14 protein-coding genes are annotated in these 15,096 nt (G+C 61.9%); 3 read left to right on the top strand and 11 right to left on the bottom strand.

The features are described 5' to 3' along the window. Nucleotides 1-10: 10 nt before the first annotated feature. Genes C480_RS03350 through C480_RS03370 form a run of 5 tightly spaced genes read right to left on the bottom strand, consistent with a single transcriptional unit; the run spans nt 11 to nt 5,450 of the window. Nucleotides 11-1,084 carry a glycosyltransferase family 2 protein gene (locus C480_RS03350; protein WP_006664213.1) on the bottom strand — a complete coding sequence of 358 codons (1,074 nt, stop codon included), beginning with the start codon at nt 1,082-1,084 and terminating at the stop codon, nt 11-13. Beyond that, the gene (locus tag C480_RS03355; RefSeq protein ID WP_006664214.1) at nt 1,071-2,627 is read right to left on the bottom strand and encodes a nucleotide sugar dehydrogenase; all 1,557 of its coding nucleotides are present in this window, start codon (nt 2,625-2,627) and stop codon (nt 1,071-1,073) included. Before C480_RS03355 ends, C480_RS03350 begins: the two co-directional genes overlap by 14 nt. Then, nucleotides 2,627-3,631 (bottom strand): Gfo/Idh/MocA family protein, encoded by a 1,005-nt coding sequence (locus C480_RS03360; RefSeq protein ID WP_006664215.1) that lies wholly within the window; start codon nt 3,629-3,631, stop codon nt 2,627-2,629. The genes C480_RS03355 and C480_RS03360 overlap by 1 nt, the downstream gene beginning before the upstream one ends. Beyond that, nucleotides 3,628-4,875, bottom strand: coding sequence for a DegT/DnrJ/EryC1/StrS family aminotransferase (locus tag C480_RS03365; RefSeq protein ID WP_006664216.1), 1,248 nt, complete (start codon nt 4,873-4,875; stop codon nt 3,628-3,630). The genes C480_RS03360 and C480_RS03365 overlap by 4 nt, the downstream gene beginning before the upstream one ends. Further along, nucleotides 4,872-5,450, bottom strand: coding sequence for an acyltransferase (locus C480_RS03370; RefSeq protein WP_049903190.1), 579 nt, complete (start codon nt 5,448-5,450; stop codon nt 4,872-4,874). The genes C480_RS03365 and C480_RS03370 overlap by 4 nt, the downstream gene beginning before the upstream one ends. Before the next feature lie 468 nt (nt 5,451-5,918). On the opposite strand from C480_RS03370, the gene C480_RS03375 reads away from it, so the two are divergent. Next, nucleotides 5,919-6,455 (top strand): DUF7344 domain-containing protein, encoded by a 537-nt coding sequence (locus tag C480_RS03375; protein WP_006664218.1) that lies wholly within the window; start codon nt 5,919-5,921, stop codon nt 6,453-6,455. A 738-nt stretch (nt 6,456-7,193) separates the two neighbouring features. Here C480_RS03375 and C480_RS03385 read toward each other — a convergent pair. The 3 genes from C480_RS03385 to C480_RS03395 form a co-directional block, all read right to left on the bottom strand. Next, entirely contained in the window at nt 7,194-8,198 is a 1,005-nt protein-coding gene (locus C480_RS03385) for a DUF1616 domain-containing protein (protein WP_006664220.1), read from the bottom strand. A 319-nt stretch (nt 8,199-8,517) separates the two neighbouring features. Next, the gene (locus C480_RS03390; RefSeq protein ID WP_006109692.1) at nt 8,518-8,793 is read right to left on the bottom strand and encodes a PadR family transcriptional regulator; all 276 of its coding nucleotides are present in this window, start codon (nt 8,791-8,793) and stop codon (nt 8,518-8,520) included. Nucleotides 8,794-9,046: 253 nt separating this feature from the next. Then, nucleotides 9,047-9,379: a winged helix-turn-helix domain-containing protein gene (locus C480_RS03395; protein ID WP_006109693.1), complete on the bottom strand. Its 333-nt coding sequence runs from the start codon at nt 9,377-9,379 to the stop codon at nt 9,047-9,049. A gap of 421 nt (nt 9,380-9,800) precedes the next feature. Between C480_RS03395 and C480_RS22015 the strand changes: the two genes are divergently transcribed. Beyond that, entirely contained in the window at nt 9,801-9,971 is a 171-nt protein-coding gene (locus tag C480_RS22015; RefSeq protein WP_006664221.1) for a DUF7563 family protein, read from the top strand. Nucleotides 9,972-10,260: 289 nt separating this feature from the next. Beyond that, nucleotides 10,261-10,764, top strand: a complete 504-nt coding sequence (locus C480_RS03400) for a DUF7344 domain-containing protein (protein WP_006664222.1) — start codon at nt 10,261-10,263, stop codon at nt 10,762-10,764. Nucleotides 10,765-11,021: 257 nt separating this feature from the next. Here the strand turns inward: C480_RS03400 and C480_RS03405 are convergent, their stop codons facing one another. The 3 genes from C480_RS03405 to C480_RS03415 form a co-directional block, all read right to left on the bottom strand. After that, complete coding sequence (locus tag C480_RS03405; protein ID WP_006664223.1) at nt 11,022-13,598, bottom strand: DUF7282 domain-containing protein; 2,577 nt, start codon at nt 13,596-13,598, stop codon at nt 11,022-11,024. Nucleotides 13,599-13,870: 272 nt separating this feature from the next. After that, nucleotides 13,871-14,464, bottom strand: coding sequence for a helix-turn-helix transcriptional regulator (locus tag C480_RS03410; protein ID WP_006664224.1), 594 nt, complete (start codon nt 14,462-14,464; stop codon nt 13,871-13,873). A gap of 243 nt (nt 14,465-14,707) precedes the next feature. Then, on the bottom strand, nt 14,708-15,061 hold the full coding sequence (locus tag C480_RS03415) for a hypothetical protein (protein WP_006664225.1): 354 nt from the start codon (nt 15,059-15,061) through the stop codon (nt 14,708-14,710). Nucleotides 15,062-15,096 lie beyond the last annotated feature (35 nt).

Here is a 15,096-nt window from a genome sequence, read left to right on the forward strand (position 1 = left end):
GAAAAACAGGCTACTCGGGCGAGTCGGTCCGGTTCGGCTCGGCCGGCTGCTCGAGGGCGGCTCGTTCGCGGTCGGTACTGTCCTCGTACCGGGTTCGTTGGAGCGATTCGTTCTCCGCTGCGTCCATCGAGATCGCGACGCCGAGGGAGACGACGCCGACCAGTACTGCGAGAACGGATGCGAGCGCGCCCGTGAACCCGTCCCTGCCGCGTGCAGCCTGAACGATCGAACCGGCGAGGCCGCCGCTCCCGACGGCGAGTCCGGCCGTTCCAGCCGCGTAGAACAGGACGGCGGGGTGAAAGCGCTCGATCACGTACTGGCGTTTGAGCCGCCAGTAGAAGCTCCGTAAGAGGAGCAGCGAGACGAACCGAACGAACGGGGCGTACCTGATGCTGCTTTCCTCGTCGCCGTAGAGCGCCGACATCGACACGTCGGCGACGCGGCAGTCGTTGACGCTGAGGTGCGTGAGGAGGTGATTGAGAAACCCGTACTGGTCCGTGATCGCGTCCAGGTCGAGTTCGTCGATGGCCTCGCGCGAGATGGCGGTGTAGCCGTTCTGGGGGTCGCTGATCGTCCAGTAGCCCGAAGCGAACTTCGAGAGTCCGGAGAGAAGCGCGTTACCGACGAACCGGAACGTCGACATTCCTTCGCGGTCCTCGGCGTACAGCAGCCGATTCCCCTTCGCGTAGTCGGCCTCGCCGTCGACGACGGGATCGATGATCCGCTCGAGGATCGTCGGATCCATCTGGCCGTCCCCGTTCATGACGGCGACGACGTCGATCCCGTCGCGTGCGGCGCGCTCGTATCCCGTCTTGACCGCCGCGCCGTAGCCACGATTCTCGTCGTGGCGGACCGGAACGACGCGGCGACCGTCACCTCCGTCGGCGGCAGCTCGCTCCGGCTCGCTTTCGGCGTTGACGCGGGCTGCAGCCCGCTGAATCACCGCCCAGCTATCGTCCGGCGAGGCGTCGTCGACGGCGTAGATCCGATCGACGTACGACGGCACCGTCTCGATCACCCGATCGACGAACGCCGACTCCTTGTAGGCCGTGACGACGACGCCGATCGATTTACCCCTGTACATCGGTCCCACCATCCGTTCGGTTCGCCGCTGATTCGTTCGGCGAGTCGCCGCCGGCGTCCTCGCTCAGCCGCCGACCGTCGCTCTCCTCGCTGACGGCGTCCGTCGGGTTGGCGTCACCCTCACTGCTGGCGCTTCGAGCGCCGGGCCGCGGCGGCCGGCCGCGTCGCGACCCCGCAAGCGTGTACACGCGGTGTGTCGTCTCCTCGAGTTCGGTTGCGTCCCGGCCGTCGACGACCACCATCGGCTCCGCGGCGTCCCAGTCGATGCGGCCGAACTCGTCGTGGGGAGTGACGACGACCGCGCCGTCGACTGCCGACGATTCGAACTCGTCGATCGAAAGGGGTCGCGCGCCGTAGTCGGCGGGGTCGACCAGGGGATCGACGCCCGCAACGTCGGCACCGCGTTCCTGAAGCTCGTCGATAACCCCCAGCGCGGGCGAGGCCCGCGTTTCCTCGACGCCGGGACGGTAGGTAATTCCGAGAACGGCGATCGATGCACCGTCCAGATCGGTGCCGACGGCCGCGAGTTCGCGGTCGAGTCGGTCGACGACGACCGAGGGCATGGACTCGTTGACCGCTCGCGCCGTCCGCGTGAGGGCCATCGGCTCGTCCATCTGCGAGAGCAGGAAGTGCGGGTAGTAGGGAATGCAGTGGCCGCCGACGCCGGGACCGGGGTCGTGGAGCTGGCACATCGGCAGGTCGTTGGCCGTCTCGATGGCCTCGCGAACCGAGATGCCGAGGTCGTCCGCGAGCCGGCCGAGTTCGTTCGCCAGCGCGATGTTCACGTCGCGGTAGATCCCCTCGAACACCTTGACGGCCTCCGCGGTCGTCGCGTCGGCGACCGGGTGCACGTCGTTGGCCGAGAGTTCGTCGTAGACGAGCGCCGCGGCGCGGGTGCTCTCGTCGTCGGTGCCGCCGACGACCTTCGGATACTGGCCGCGGATATCCCGCAGCGCGGTTCCGGAGGAGGTCCGCTCGGGACAGAACGCGAGGCCGAACTCCTCGGGATCGAGTCCGCTTTCGGCCGCCAGGAACGGCTGAAGTACGTCCCGGCAGGTTCCCGGCGGGAGGGTCGACTCGGCGATGACCAGGTCGCCGGGAGAGAGGCCGGCCGCGATGTCCGCGGCGACGGACTCGACCGTCGTCAGATTCGGCTCGTTCTCCTCGTCTAGCAGCGTCGGGACGATGATGACGTGAACTCGGGCCTCGGCGGCGGCAGCGGGGCCGTCGGTCGTGGCGTCGAGCCGTCCCTGCCGGACCTGTTCGGCGACGAGTTCGGCGAGGTCGGGTTCGCCGACGACGTGGCTCTCGCCGGCGGTCACCGTCTCGACGACGGCGGGGTCGATGTCGACGCCGGTCACGTTGCCGGCTGTTTCGGCGTAGACGGCTGCGAGCGGAAGGCCCATCTTCCCGAGCCCGTAGACGGCGACGGGAACGTCTCCGTCGGTAAGGCGCTCTCGTTGACGGTCGGCTGGGACAGCCGTGCCGTAGAGTGCCGTCTTCCGGACCGATTCCGGTTGTTCAGGCGCGTCGCCCGTCTGCATCAGGCTTCCACCTCCTGTTCTCGGCGCGGGGTCTCCCCCGAGACGAGCGACTCGATCGTCTGGACCGTCCGAAGCGCTTTGACGCCGTCTTCGGCCGTAACTGCCGGTTCGACGCCGGTTCGAACCGCGTTGACGAAGGACTCGAGTTCGTGGCGCAGCGGTTCGCCGTTGTCGACGCGGGCGTTTTCGACGACGCTCTCGTGGCGGTAGCGGTTCGGCCCGTCGTCGGTGAGGTATTCGGGGTAGGAGTCGCGGTGAATCAGGACGGACTGCTCCAGGTAGTCGACTTCGACGAGACACTCGCGGGCCGTGACGGTGAGTTTGCGCACCTTCTTCTGGGTGACGCGGCTCGCGGTCAGCGAGGCGACCACGTCGTCGTAGGCCATCGTCGCGGTCGCGTACTGGCCGTCGTCGGTGCCGATGGCGTTGACCGAGGTGGGCCGGTCGTCGAGGATCGAGCCGACGATGTCGACGTCGTGGACCATCAGGTCGAAAACGACGTTTGCGCGGGTCGTCCGGTCGACCGGCGGGCCGAGGCGCTCGGCTTCGAGACCGATGACGTCCAGGTCCTCGATGAGTTCCATCACCGTCTGGACGGCCGGGTTGAATCGCTCGATGTGGCCGACCTGCAGGACGAGTCCCGCGTCTCGCGCCTGTTCGGCCAGCGCACGGCCCTCCTCGACGGTTCTGGCGATCGGTTTTTCGACCAGCACGTGCACGCCGGCGTCGAGACAGGTCGATACCGTCTCGTAATGGACCTGGGTCGGCACGGCGACCGTGACGGCATCACAGCGCCGGCACAGCGTCTCGCTGTCGAGCGCCGCCGTGCCGTACTCCGCGGCGACCTGCTTTGCGACGCTCGCGTCGTGGTCGGCGACGCCGACGAGTTCGACGCCGGGCAATTCGTTGTAGACGCGCGCGTGATTCTTCCCCATGGAGCCGACGCCGATGACGCCGACCCGGATCGGTCGTGTCGATGGAGATCGCGTTCCTTCCGTACTCATAGATTGAAGTGATCGTGGACGGCTTCGACGACGGTTCGGCGCTCGCGCTCGGAGAGACTCGGGTGGACCGGCAGTGAGAGAACGGTCTCGGCCGCTCGCTCCGCCTCGGGCAGCGACGCGGCAGCCGTACTCACCGTCTCGTAGGCCGGCTGGCGGTGGATCGGCGGATCGTAGTAGATCGCCGAGTCGACGTTGCGCTCCGCAAGCGCGTCCGCGAGCGCGTCCCGCTCGGCCGGATCCTCGGTCCGTACCGTATACTGGTGATAGACGTGGCCGTACCCCTCCGGCACCGTCGGCGTCTCGAGCGGCAGCTCCGCAAACTGGTCGTCGTAGGAGGCGGCGTGTTCCCGGCGCGCCTCGTTGAACTCGAGCAGGCGCTGGAGTTGGACGCGGCCGATGGCGGCGGCCAGGCTCGTCATCCGGTAGTTGTGACCGAGGGAAACGTGGTCGTAGCCGCCGGTTTCTCCGGGGGCCCGGCCGTGGTTGACGTACTGTCTAACGCTCTCGGCAACGTCTTCGCGATCGGTCGTGACGATGCCGCCCTCGCCGGTCGTCATGTTCTTCGTCGGATAGAACGAGAAGCAGGCGGCGTCGCCGAGCCCGCCGACGCGCTTGCCGTCGACCGTCGCGCCGTGGGCCTGACAGGCGTCTTCGAGGACGAAGAGGTCGTGTTCTTCGGCGAGATCGCACAGCGCCGGCATCCGCGCCGGCAGGCCGTAGAGGTGAACCGGCAGGAGGCCGACGATGTCGTCGCGTTCCGCCAGCACGCGCTCGACAGCAGTCGGATCGAGCGTGTACGTGTCGGGGTCGATATCCGCGAAGACTGGCGTCGCCCCCGTAAGCCGGATCGCGTTCGCACTCGCGACGAACGAGAACGGAGAGGTGACGACCGCGTCGCCCTCGCCGACGCCGAACGCCTCGAGCGCGGCGTGAAGGGCGGTCGTCCCGTTCGAGGTCGCAACCGCGGCCTGAGTCCGACAGAACCCGGCGAACTCGCCCTCGAAAGCCCTGACTTCGGGTCCGTCGGCGAGCGTTCCATCCTCCAACACCGCTCTGACGCGCTCTATCTCCGTCGAACTGAGATCCGGATCCGCGATCGGAACGTCGTCAACGGGTTCGACGGCGCTCGTCTCGGTTCTGGCCTCGGTTCCGCCGTCGGGTGCGGCCCGACCCCGTTGAATCGACGGGTCCGTTTCGCTCTTCTCCTCACTCTCCGTCGGATCGTCTGGCGATTTCTCAGTCATGAGAGCTGATTCGGTCCGTCAAGTGGCCCAGGAAGCGATTCGATCGTCGCCGGCGCACCGACCGCGAGCCGCCCGGGCGGAACGTCGTCCGTAACGACCGCTCCAGCCGCGACAAACGCACCCTCACCGATCGTCACGCCCGGCAACAGCGTCGCGTTCGCGCCGATCGATGCGCCGTCCTCGATCGTCGGCCCCTCGAGACCGTTGTCGGTACGAACCGGATACTCGTCGTTGGTCAGCACCGCACCAGGACCGACGAAAACGTTCGAGCCGATCCGCGTCTCCGTCGGCACGTACACGTTCGTCTGCAGGCTCACGTGCGAGCCGATCCGCGTCTGCCCGTCGATAACCGTCTTGGTCCCGACGAGCACGTCGTCGCCGATCGCGGTCGCCTCACGGACGAGCACGTCGTGGCCCGTCGTGAACTCGTCACCGATCGTCACGTCCCCGTAGACGATCGAGCCGGCCCTGATCGTCGCGCCGTCGCCGAGCAGCGTCGGCTCGTCGAACTCGCCGTAGCCAACCGTCGCCTCGGGATCGATCGTACAGTCCTCGCCGGACTCGAACGCCGTCATCTGTTCGGCCCTCCACCGCGTGACTGTCGCTCGGTCCGTCGCTGTCGCGGTCGGTCGACGATCGCCCGCTCGAGACTGAGAAGCCCCGTCGTACACGCCACCGCGGCGGATCGTCGTCGGTTATGCTGTGTCATTGGTTACTCGATACCCGCGAGGGAATCGTCCTGATACAGCCGGTAACGAGGTTTTGTTATCCCCGTCTTGACGAGTTCGTAGCCACGAACTACAGCGACGCGGCCGGGCTACGCCCTCCCTACAGAACGGGCCTCACCCGACACCCTCATCGATCGTATCTCCCCATAGATGCCGTGAATCGTTGGATCTGGCGTCTTTCACGAACGCTAACCGGTACAATCGGGTTTCGAGCAGGTAGCCGCGCGATAGTAAAGGCCGAGTGTCTCTCACTCGGGGACGTGAGGTATTCGAACACCCCCGATCGACAGCTGATTCGGGACCGTGAGGGCACCCATGTCTGATCAGGAGTTCACACAGGCTGAACTCTTCGACGTGTTCAGCAACGCCCGACGGCGTCGCGCGGTACAGTACCTGAAACGCCAGGGCAGCACCTGCGATCTCGCACCGCTCGTCGAACAGGTCGCCGCCTGGGAGAACGATACCGATCCCGACGATGTCACGCGGACCCAGCGCCGACGGGTCTACATTTCGCTGTACCAGACTCACCTGCCGATGCTCGAAGACCACGGCATCGTCGACTGGGACCCCGACAGCCACAGCATCACGCTCTTGCCGAGCGACGAACTCTTCGAGCCGTACCTCGACCGACGACTCGGTGCACAGCGACCCTGGCACCGGTTCTACGCGGTCGTCTCGGCGCTCGGAGTCGGTGCATTCGCCGTTGCGTGGCTCGCCGTTGGCCCGCTGACGACCGCTGTCGCACCGTTTGTCGCACTTGTAGTCTGTGTCGGCGTCTTCGCGGTCTCGATCGCACAGCACGTCTCGCGGCGGCCGGACCTCGAGCTGCCGTTCGGTTCCGCGAGTCGATAGTCTTCTCGGACAGGAGCGCCCTCGACCCTGTTCGAACGCCCACCCTTCTCACAGCCGTTCGTGGCCGCTCGTCGGCGCGCCGTCACCCACCGGTGAGTGTGAGCGCCGCGACGCGGGCTGACTGACGGACGGGTAACCGAGACGGTTACGCCGCACACGTCATCACGCCCAGTCGCACAACCGTCGCCAAAACGAACGCGGGTTGCAGACGAGATTGGCAACGTGAACCGTTCGGAACGCATTCCGTCAGAATCGGTGACGAGGCGTGTTCGGAAGAGAGTGCGATACGATCGGTTGATGGGCCACGCTCGTCTGCAGGGCAGCGTCGATCTGCTCGGCGACGATCCGTCCGGATCGCTCGGGCTCGAAACGCTACCAACTAGCTCGGCGAACGCACCCTCGCAACCAAGCGCTTCGACCGGTGCGATTGTCTCCCCCAACCCCGGCGTTGACCGCAGTGACCGGCACGATATCGTCGAGTTCCTCCGTTTTCCTCACGGGCACCAAAACAGCCGCCTCGGGTCCCCTCAACTGCGTTTCTGAGATGTTGGGAACACGGACACGGTCATTGTCACACAGGTCCAGTTCGTCGCAATCGCCACTCCGGACGGTGGCGATGGCGGTAGCGACGGCAGAACTCTCGTCGGTCACCCGTTCGCGAAGCCACAGCTGAATTACTGGCTAAAAAGCGTGTCACTCACCATCAAGAAGCGACGAAAGAGCGGTACAGCGAATCCGCTACGCGCCGGCGTCTTCGGTCACCGTCACCCAGAAGGTCGTCTCGGCGAGAGCGTCCTCGGCCGTCGGCTCGCTCGGCGCCTCGTCCTCGTAGAGGAGCACGCTGATACGAACGGTTTCACCCGACTCCGCCGTCGGCGTCACCTCGAGTTCTTCCTGTGCGCTCGACCCGTCCGTAACGGTCGCACTGATCGTATCGAGTTCGGTTCGGTCGACGACTGTGTCGTCTTCGAGCGTTTGTTGTTGGACGACGGCCGTGTATGTCATCTCTTCACCCGCCTGGTTCTCCATTTCGACCGTAACGGGAACCGACTCGCCGGGTGCGACTTCGTCCTGGATACCACCGGTGACGAGGTCACCGCTCTCGTTTTCGGAGTACAGGGCGAGTTGGCTGAACCCGCCGGAGGAGACCGGTGCGATCAGGCCAACGAGGAGGGCTCCGGCCGCGACGACGATTGCAACCCCGAGAAGCAGCGACGTGACGGTTACGGCTCCGCTCTCACCCTGGCGAAAGCCGGCCAGAGCGGCAATCGGTGCGACCCGGAACCGTTTCGCCTCGGGGACACGAAGCCGGCGAATCACGCCGATCTGTGCCACTACGACGGTAAACACGCAGAGTGCGGCCGCGGTCGACGCGGTTCCGAGTCCCCACTCGGTAACCGCCAACCCGAGTGCGAGCAGGGGCACGACGGCGACCGAAACCGCAAGCGCCAACCCGAGTCGCTCGACCACGTCGATGCCGCGCGGATAGGTTTCAGCATCGACGGCCGTCGCGGTCGTCTCCCGGGCGTCGCGCTCGCCCGCTGGAAACAGTACCGATACGAGTGCGTACCCCGGGACGAACAGCACGAGCGGCAGCGCCGCGATCAGTCGGAGCGCCGTCTCGTCAGCCGCACTCGTGACGGCGACGTATGCGCCGATCGCAACGAGTGACACGATCGCCAGATCGCCCGGATACCGTCGTACGGACCCGATCCGAGTCTGCGTGCTCGTTCGTAAACTCATCTGTGTAACACCCCCACGCGCCCGACGGGGCCAGTACTACTCGCATCGGTCGAACTCGTCACGGAACTCGAACGCGCTGTAACAACCATCTCGTCTCTCGCCTCCACGAATGTCCGCTTTGTTATGCGCGCTATATTTCAATCTACAATCATTTTTTGATCTCACTATCAGCGATCGGTATATGACCGAAGCGCAGTTCCCGATGACTCGCCTCGTCTTGGACGTTCTACCCAACCCTCAGGGACGCACGGACCCGAGCAGTCGCTCCGAACTCGTCACCGCACGCATACGGAACTGCAGAAAAAGACGACTACCGCAGTCAGAAGTCGACGTATTGTTCCTCCCACTCACGCCGGTCATCGATCTGTTGGCGCCCGTCATCAGTAATCGCGTAGTAGTTCGTTCGCCTGTCGAGCTGTCCTTTCTCGACCAGTTCTTTGTTGACGAGCGTATCCAGGTTCGGATACAACCGTCCGTGATTGATCTCCGAGCTATAGTACTTCTCAACCTCGTCCTTGACAGTTTGTCCAGAAGGCTGGTCTGCGCCTGCAATGACGTACAGCAAATCGCGCTGGAAACCGGTCAGATCGTGCATTGCTCAATCACAGTGACCGTACCACAGAATAGATATTTGTTATCCGTATCATACAGCGTTGTTAGTACTCCTTTCAGTATTTTTCAAAGTGTCTAAATCGATTGTTCCCGTGACAACCATCCGTTCATGACTGTCCAAGAACCCTGAATATCGGCTTGTCTGCGTTTCCTCCAATTATCGTCACCTCACCATCACGAACGCGCGGATGACAGACACACGCATACACTGCCGCGCATACTCCGTCGATCGCCCGTCACTCGTCCGTCACAGAGAGCGCGACATCGATACCTTCGTCGTCGATCCGGACGCGCACCTGTTCGACGGTCGCCTCGTACGCCGTCGTGTGCGATCCGTCGTCCTCGAACCGAACACATTCGGCGAGGAGATCTCCCTCGAGCAAATTATTTATCCGCCGGTACACCGTCGCGGACGAGCTATCAGTCCGATCGGTCAGTTCCTTCGCCGTCTTCGGTCCTGAACTCGTTGCGACGAGGATCGTCCGCGCGCATTCGTCGCCGAGAACGTCGAGTTGGACTGTCGACTCAGTCGCCGGGTTCGATTGGGTATTACTCGCTTTCGTGGACATCGTCGTACTCACCTGGTATGGTCCAGCAATCAAACTGGTAAGCGAAAGCGGTATTTTATAACGATGTGCCTTCGAGACGGAAAGTCACGCATTCCGGCGCGAAACATGGGATTTCGATATCGAAACCGATTCTTTCGGTCAGTGAGATTCACGGTCACAGCGTCGTTTCCCACCGAACACGGTCCAACCGATCCAAATTCGGATTGAGGTCGACCCGGATCAATTCCGAGCAGAACGTCCGAGATATCCGGATAACGCCGCTATTCGGCGGGAAATTGTGCATTTCTCCAGCGCAGATCCACCGACGAGAGTGAACAGTCGCAGTCCTTTATTCGGATCTGCCCCCCTCGGTTGGAATGCGCTAAACCGCTCCCATACCCACCATCCACCCATGAACTCTCCACACCAAAACTGGCGACCGATGGAATCGTCGACCGCAGGTGCCCGCTGTCGCAACTGCGATACACACGTCACCCAACAGTTCGCCCGCGTCTTCGGCGACAACGGCGACATCGTCCACGGCTGTCCGGCCTGTACAACATATCGTGAGATGCAATCCGGTGGCCACCTCCCCAGTACCGAATCCGACTGACTCCACGACTGCTCGCCAAGACACGACCGGAATCGGTCGAACGACGTACAATTTTTATCGCAGACGACTGGTACTAATCGAATTGGTACTCGTGTGAAAATCGGATCGTAATCGCGTTGTGCCGCCGTCAGTACTATCCTGACCGCGTTCACCGTCGGATGATTCCGTCCGTATTCATATAACAACTAATACCGCAGGTTAAAGTCAGTGGTCAGCAAAGTGGAGGACGTGCATGAGAGACGATGATGGACTGTGCGTCGAGACGCGACAAATGAATGATACATAAGCAATGTCTGTCCAGAGGAGTCGTCCCGAGTCGCTTGCAGAAAGCGAGGTCTTTCACATTCTCGGCAACGACAGACGACGAGCAATCGTCCAACTACTCGCACACCAATCCGGACAGGTCGATGTCTCAGACATCGCGACCGAGATCGCCGCTACCGAGTCCGAAACGACATCAGTACCGAATAACCTCTACAAAAGCGTCTACGTCTCCCTCCAACAGACGCATCTCCCTCAACTCGAGGAAGACGCAGTCATCGAGTACGATTCGGACACCAAAACAATCCAACCGGGTCCGAACTTCGAGGACGTTATCACCTATATCGACGGCCACGATGGCGATCACACTCGAGTTCTCCAACTCCACCTTGCCGCCTGCGTCATCGGTCTCGGCCTTATCGTCCTCACCGGACTCGACCTCCCGCTGCTTTCCAGTCTCGATCCCGTCCTCTGGAGCGTCCTCATTCTAGTCGCCATCGCCGGGAGCAGCCTCTACCGACTCTTCGCTTGAACTCTCGCCACTCACCTGCCGTTCCCGCCAGCAGAGACACTCTTTTCACGCCGTACTCACCACCCGCGACGTTCAACAGTCGCCGTACTCACCGAACTCAAATGCCCAAGAAACGCCGTTTACAGCACTCTCCATAACAATTTCACTCTCCACAACTATCGTTTTCGCCACAACAGAGACAACGCTCCCACGCGCTCCCACGACAGCACCTGATCCGCACGGAACGAAAAAATCGGCTGACCGAAAGCACTTCCGACTTACGCGAGTGCCGCAGCCACGTTCGCGCTCGGTCCCGACTCCTCGGCTGCTGAACTCGTCATCATGTCGTCCATTCCCGAGTCGTGCATACTGACAACGATGATCGTTGCCTGTTCGATCGTAACGGAGATCTCGGAGTCGTCACTAGTGTCGGTGTCAGTGTCGGTCTCCGTCTCGGTATCGGCATCAGTCTCCTCCGTATCGTCAGTCATCGCTTCGTCAGTATCGCCGTTGGTTTCGGTATCGTTGTAGTCGTCTGTGTCGTCCGCTTCGGTATCCGTCTCTTCGACGCCGTTTTCGGTTTCGGTCTCAGTCTCGGTTTCGGTCTCGGTACTTACATTGTCCGAGTCCTCGATGCCGGTCGTCGTGGAGTCGTTCTCCGCGACACCGTTGTCGTCTTCGATACCGTCGTCAGTAGCATTGGTATCAGCCGTCGCCGAATCGGCCTCGGTATCGGTATCCGTCTCGTGGCCATCTTCACCGGTGTCGATACCGTTCTCGGCCCCAGTATCGGCACTGTCGTCAGCACTGAAGACAAAGATGGTCGCCTGTTCGATCGTTATCTCGTGTTCACCGGCATCGGCATCTTCGACCGCTGATTCATCGGTTGCGTCGTCGTGCTCATCGTCTGCGGCACCGTCACTGGCGTTATGGTCGTCTCGCTCCTCCGATGGTTCCGTCTCAGTGGTCTCGTCGTCCGTTTCTGGGGATTCGGTATCGTTCGTCTCCGTCTCGTTCATTTCGTCGTCCCCACCATCACAGCACGGCTCTGCCGTGGCAGCTTCGTCCGACTCGTTTTCGACGGGAGCAGTCGTGTCGTTCTCCTCGTGTTCGTGTTCAGTATCGTTGGTTTCCGATGACTCCGTATCAGTGGTCGTGTCCGTCTCGTTCATCGTGCTGTCGTCTTCAGCGCCACAGCACGCGGTTTCTGACTCACTGTCGTTGGCGTCAGTTTCGGTATCCGTCTCGACTGTCTCGTTTTCGTCGTCGAGTTCAGTATCGTCGGTGTCGTCGGTGGTGGTGTTGGTTTCGGTGTCAGTGTCAGTATCAGTGTCGGTCTCGGTGTCAGTGTCAGTATCAGTGTCGGTCTCGGTGTCAGTGTCAGTGGTGGTTTCAGTTTCGGTGTCGGTCTCGACATCCATCTCGTCCTCGGATTCGGTGGTGTCGACCTGTTCGTCAGCCGCTGAATCGAGTCCCTGAACGAGGACGAAGATCGTCGCACGCTCGATCGTGATCTCACTCTGGTTGCCGTTGGTCATCTCGTCCGCTGGCAGGTCGTCTGCGCTGTGGAGTAGGACGAAGATGGTGGCGTTCTCGATGGATGCCGTGCTAACGGAGTCCGTTTCCGTTTCTGTGTCTGTTTCTGTCTCAGTGTCCGTTTCTGTCTCGGTAGTCGTCTCGGTATCCGTTCCGGTGTCGGTTTCAGTGTCAGTTTCAGTCTCGGTGGTAGTTTCAGTGTCAGTGTCAGTCTCTGTCTCAGTGTCCACAGCCGTTTCGTTTTCACCGTTCGGTTGCATCGCACCGTCACCGGCATGGTCGCCCATGGACGACTCCATTCCGCCTGGACCGAGTGGGGCGATCGTTGGCTGTTCGATCGTCACTTCGATCTGTTTCTCGTCGGACATGTCGTCGTCGTCGCTGCACTCGAAGCCGTGTGCGACAAGGGTCGCCCGGTTGATCGTGACGGTGAGTTCACCATCGCCAGCGGCGGTGTCGGCTGGCTGATCGTCGACCGGTTGGTCATCCGTCGGTTCGTCATCCGTTGGCTGCTCAGCTGCAGGCGTGTCGTTCGCCGGCTGCTCGTCTTCGGGTGCATCAGCGGCTGGCTGATCGTCTGCCGGTTCACCGTCCGCTGGTTGCTCGTCTACCGGTTTATCGTCTGCCGACTCAGTATCGTTAGCCGGCATCTCAGCAGCGCCGTTGTCGGCCGTTCCGTTCGCTTCGACCGTTACAACTGCCTCAGCAGTGACGGCGTCGCCTGCATCGGTGACGTACGGGCCGTCCTCTTGGCCGTCAGTCTCGACGAAGTCGTACTCCTGGTTGTCGTTCGTATCGAGGTGCGGCATGGCGACCAGCGTTTCGTCCTCAGTAAGCGGCTCGTCGAGCGTAATCTCGATGTTCTCGTGCGTCCCTGGTTCGAGGTATGCTGACGTACCGATCACGCTCTCGATAGCCTCTCCAACGAGAAGACTACTGTTGTGAATCGTCACGAAGCCCCCGTCAGGAAGCGTTGCCTCCTCCACGACGACCGTCTCGCCCGCCGTCGTCTGATCTTCGAAGGTCACCGTCGCTGTCTGTGCCGGTCCGTCATCACTCACATTATCGCCGGCTTCTGCATCGCCGTTCGTTCCTGTCTCATCGGAGGTTTCCGCCTCGTCTGTCGCCCCCGAGTCCATCTCCGTCTCCGACGCTGTCGTCTCGGTTGCTGTCTCTCCCTCGTTACTGCTCTCCTCGTGTGCCTGGTCGCTCGTGTTTCCACTGGCACTCGCCGATGTTGCCCCCGCGACCATCGCAACACCCGAGGTTATCATCATCAGTGTGATGAGCAGTACGAGTAGCTTCTTGCGTACGTTCATAGTGTGCCGTTGAAGGCACTCGTTCATCGCTGGAGTGGCGCTTAAACCGCCACAACCATTTCGCCAGGAAACTGTACACTACGCGTTCCTGACGCCAGACACGCCGATCCCGTCGCCCGCAGAAAGGACCGATTGAGAACCACAATGACACCAGTCGCCGTTCGACATACACCGTACTTGTCGTCGCCCTTCAATGTGTGACCCCGATTCCCACACATTAGACGGACTCGCGACAGACGATACATAACACACGACACGCGATATGCGATACACTACTCGTTCGACTGCTCCGGCGACTTCGACGCCGTCGGCTCGTGCCCCGGCAAACAGACCAGATTCTCCCGTCCCAGCCGTAACTTGGTCACCTGGTCGTCCTCCTCGAGTTCAGCCAGCAGCCGGCTCACCTTCGCTTTCGACCAGTCGACCGAGTCGACGATGCGAGACTGTTTCATGCGCCCCCCGTTCTCGCGGATGAGTTTGTGGACCCGCTCCTGGTCGGTCATGAACTCGTCGCGGTGGGAGTCGTAGTTGGGGTTGTGCTTGTGTCGATGCTTGTAGTCGGGTCCGTGCTTGCTGTCGTGGTCGTAATCGTGTTCGGAGGTGTCACCGTAGCTGTCGGCCCTGCGATTCTGTAATCGGTCTCGAGCGACGAGGATAGTGCCCAGGGCAGTCAAGAGGAGCAGTCCGAGGAGTGCTGCGAGATGGGCACCACTGCTCGTCTGAAGTGGCACTGCAGAAAAAGTCGGCTCGAAACCGACGCGTTCAGCGACCGCGGCGTGGTCGCTAGCCGAGCGAAGCAGTCCCGCGTCGGAGACGGTAGTGGGAAAGTGGATGCTCATGATGACGACGAACGAAGACTCACTCACTCGTTTCTGAACCGTCGACACCCGCCTTCAAAGTATTTTTTATGGATCATGTATTGTTATTACTTGGTAAGTATATCACAGAAAGTGGTGTGTGCGGGAATCCGACGCGATACTGGAGCCGTCGCCGTCCGGTTTCGAAGGATACCGTAGCCGTTGGTAATTCGATTTTACCAGTGAGCGGTAATTCGACTGGAAGGCCGATGCGTGAGCGAAAGCCAGTGGGAGCCGACACCCGTCTCGCCATCAGATGCCCGGGACGCCGGCGGCCTCGAAACCGGTGATGCCGAGGACCGCGAGGACGTACAGGATGACCAGGACCGAGATCCAGGCGACGATCGTGATCGCGATCGCATCGACCCAGCCGCCAGGATAGCGAGCGTTGATTACAGCAAGGTACGCGACGAATACCAGAAGCGGGCCGAGCAGCGGAATCCAGCCGAGGAAGAACCCGACGACCGCCCAGACGACCGCTCCGATCAACGCCGTGATGAACGCGTACGTGTAGTCGTCCGTGTCGACGACGAACCTGGCACCGAGGAAGATGCCGAGCGCGCCGATGAGCAGGCTAACCACGAACACGATGAGGCTCTCGATCATAGACTGTGTGAGCCCCCCCATACCGATAGTTATCA

The organism is Natrialba aegyptia DSM 13077 (assembly GCF_000337535.1).
Lineage (GTDB): Archaea > Halobacteriota > Halobacteria > Halobacteriales > Natrialbaceae > Natrialba > Natrialba aegyptia.

Excerpts from the sequence above, each read along its gene's own strand:
- C480_RS03350 (WP_006664213.1), bottom strand. The coding sequence starts at position 1,084 with ATGTACAGGGGTAAATCGATCGGCGTCGTCGTCACGGCCTACAAGGAG.
- C480_RS03355 (WP_006664214.1), bottom strand. The coding sequence starts at position 2,627 with ATGCAGACGGGCGACGCGCCTGAACAACCGGAATCGGTCCGGAAGACG.
- C480_RS03360 (WP_006664215.1), bottom strand. The coding sequence starts at position 3,631 with ATGAGTACGGAAGGAACGCGATCTCCATCGACACGACCGATCCGGGTC.
- C480_RS03365 (WP_006664216.1), bottom strand. The coding sequence starts at position 4,875 with ATGACTGAGAAATCGCCAGACGATCCGACGGAGAGTGAGGAGAAGAGC.
- C480_RS03370 (WP_049903190.1), bottom strand. The coding sequence starts at position 5,450 with ATGACGGCGTTCGAGTCCGGCGAGGACTGTACGATCGATCCCGAGGCG.
- C480_RS03375 (WP_006664218.1), top strand. The coding sequence starts at position 5,919 with ATGTCTGATCAGGAGTTCACACAGGCTGAACTCTTCGACGTGTTCAGC.
- C480_RS03385 (WP_006664220.1), bottom strand. The coding sequence starts at position 8,198 with ATGAGTTTACGAACGAGCACGCAGACTCGGATCGGGTCCGTACGACGG.
- C480_RS03390 (WP_006109692.1), bottom strand. The coding sequence starts at position 8,793 with ATGCACGATCTGACCGGTTTCCAGCGCGATTTGCTGTACGTCATTGCA.
- C480_RS03395 (WP_006109693.1), bottom strand. The coding sequence starts at position 9,379 with ATGTCCACGAAAGCGAGTAATACCCAATCGAACCCGGCGACTGAGTCG.
- C480_RS22015 (WP_006664221.1), top strand. The coding sequence starts at position 9,801 with ATGGAATCGTCGACCGCAGGTGCCCGCTGTCGCAACTGCGATACACAC.
- C480_RS03400 (WP_006664222.1), top strand. The coding sequence starts at position 10,261 with ATGTCTGTCCAGAGGAGTCGTCCCGAGTCGCTTGCAGAAAGCGAGGTC.
- C480_RS03405 (WP_006664223.1), bottom strand. The coding sequence starts at position 13,598 with ATGAACGTACGCAAGAAGCTACTCGTACTGCTCATCACACTGATGATG.
- C480_RS03415 (WP_006664225.1), bottom strand. The coding sequence starts at position 15,061 with ATGATCGAGAGCCTCATCGTGTTCGTGGTTAGCCTGCTCATCGGCGCG.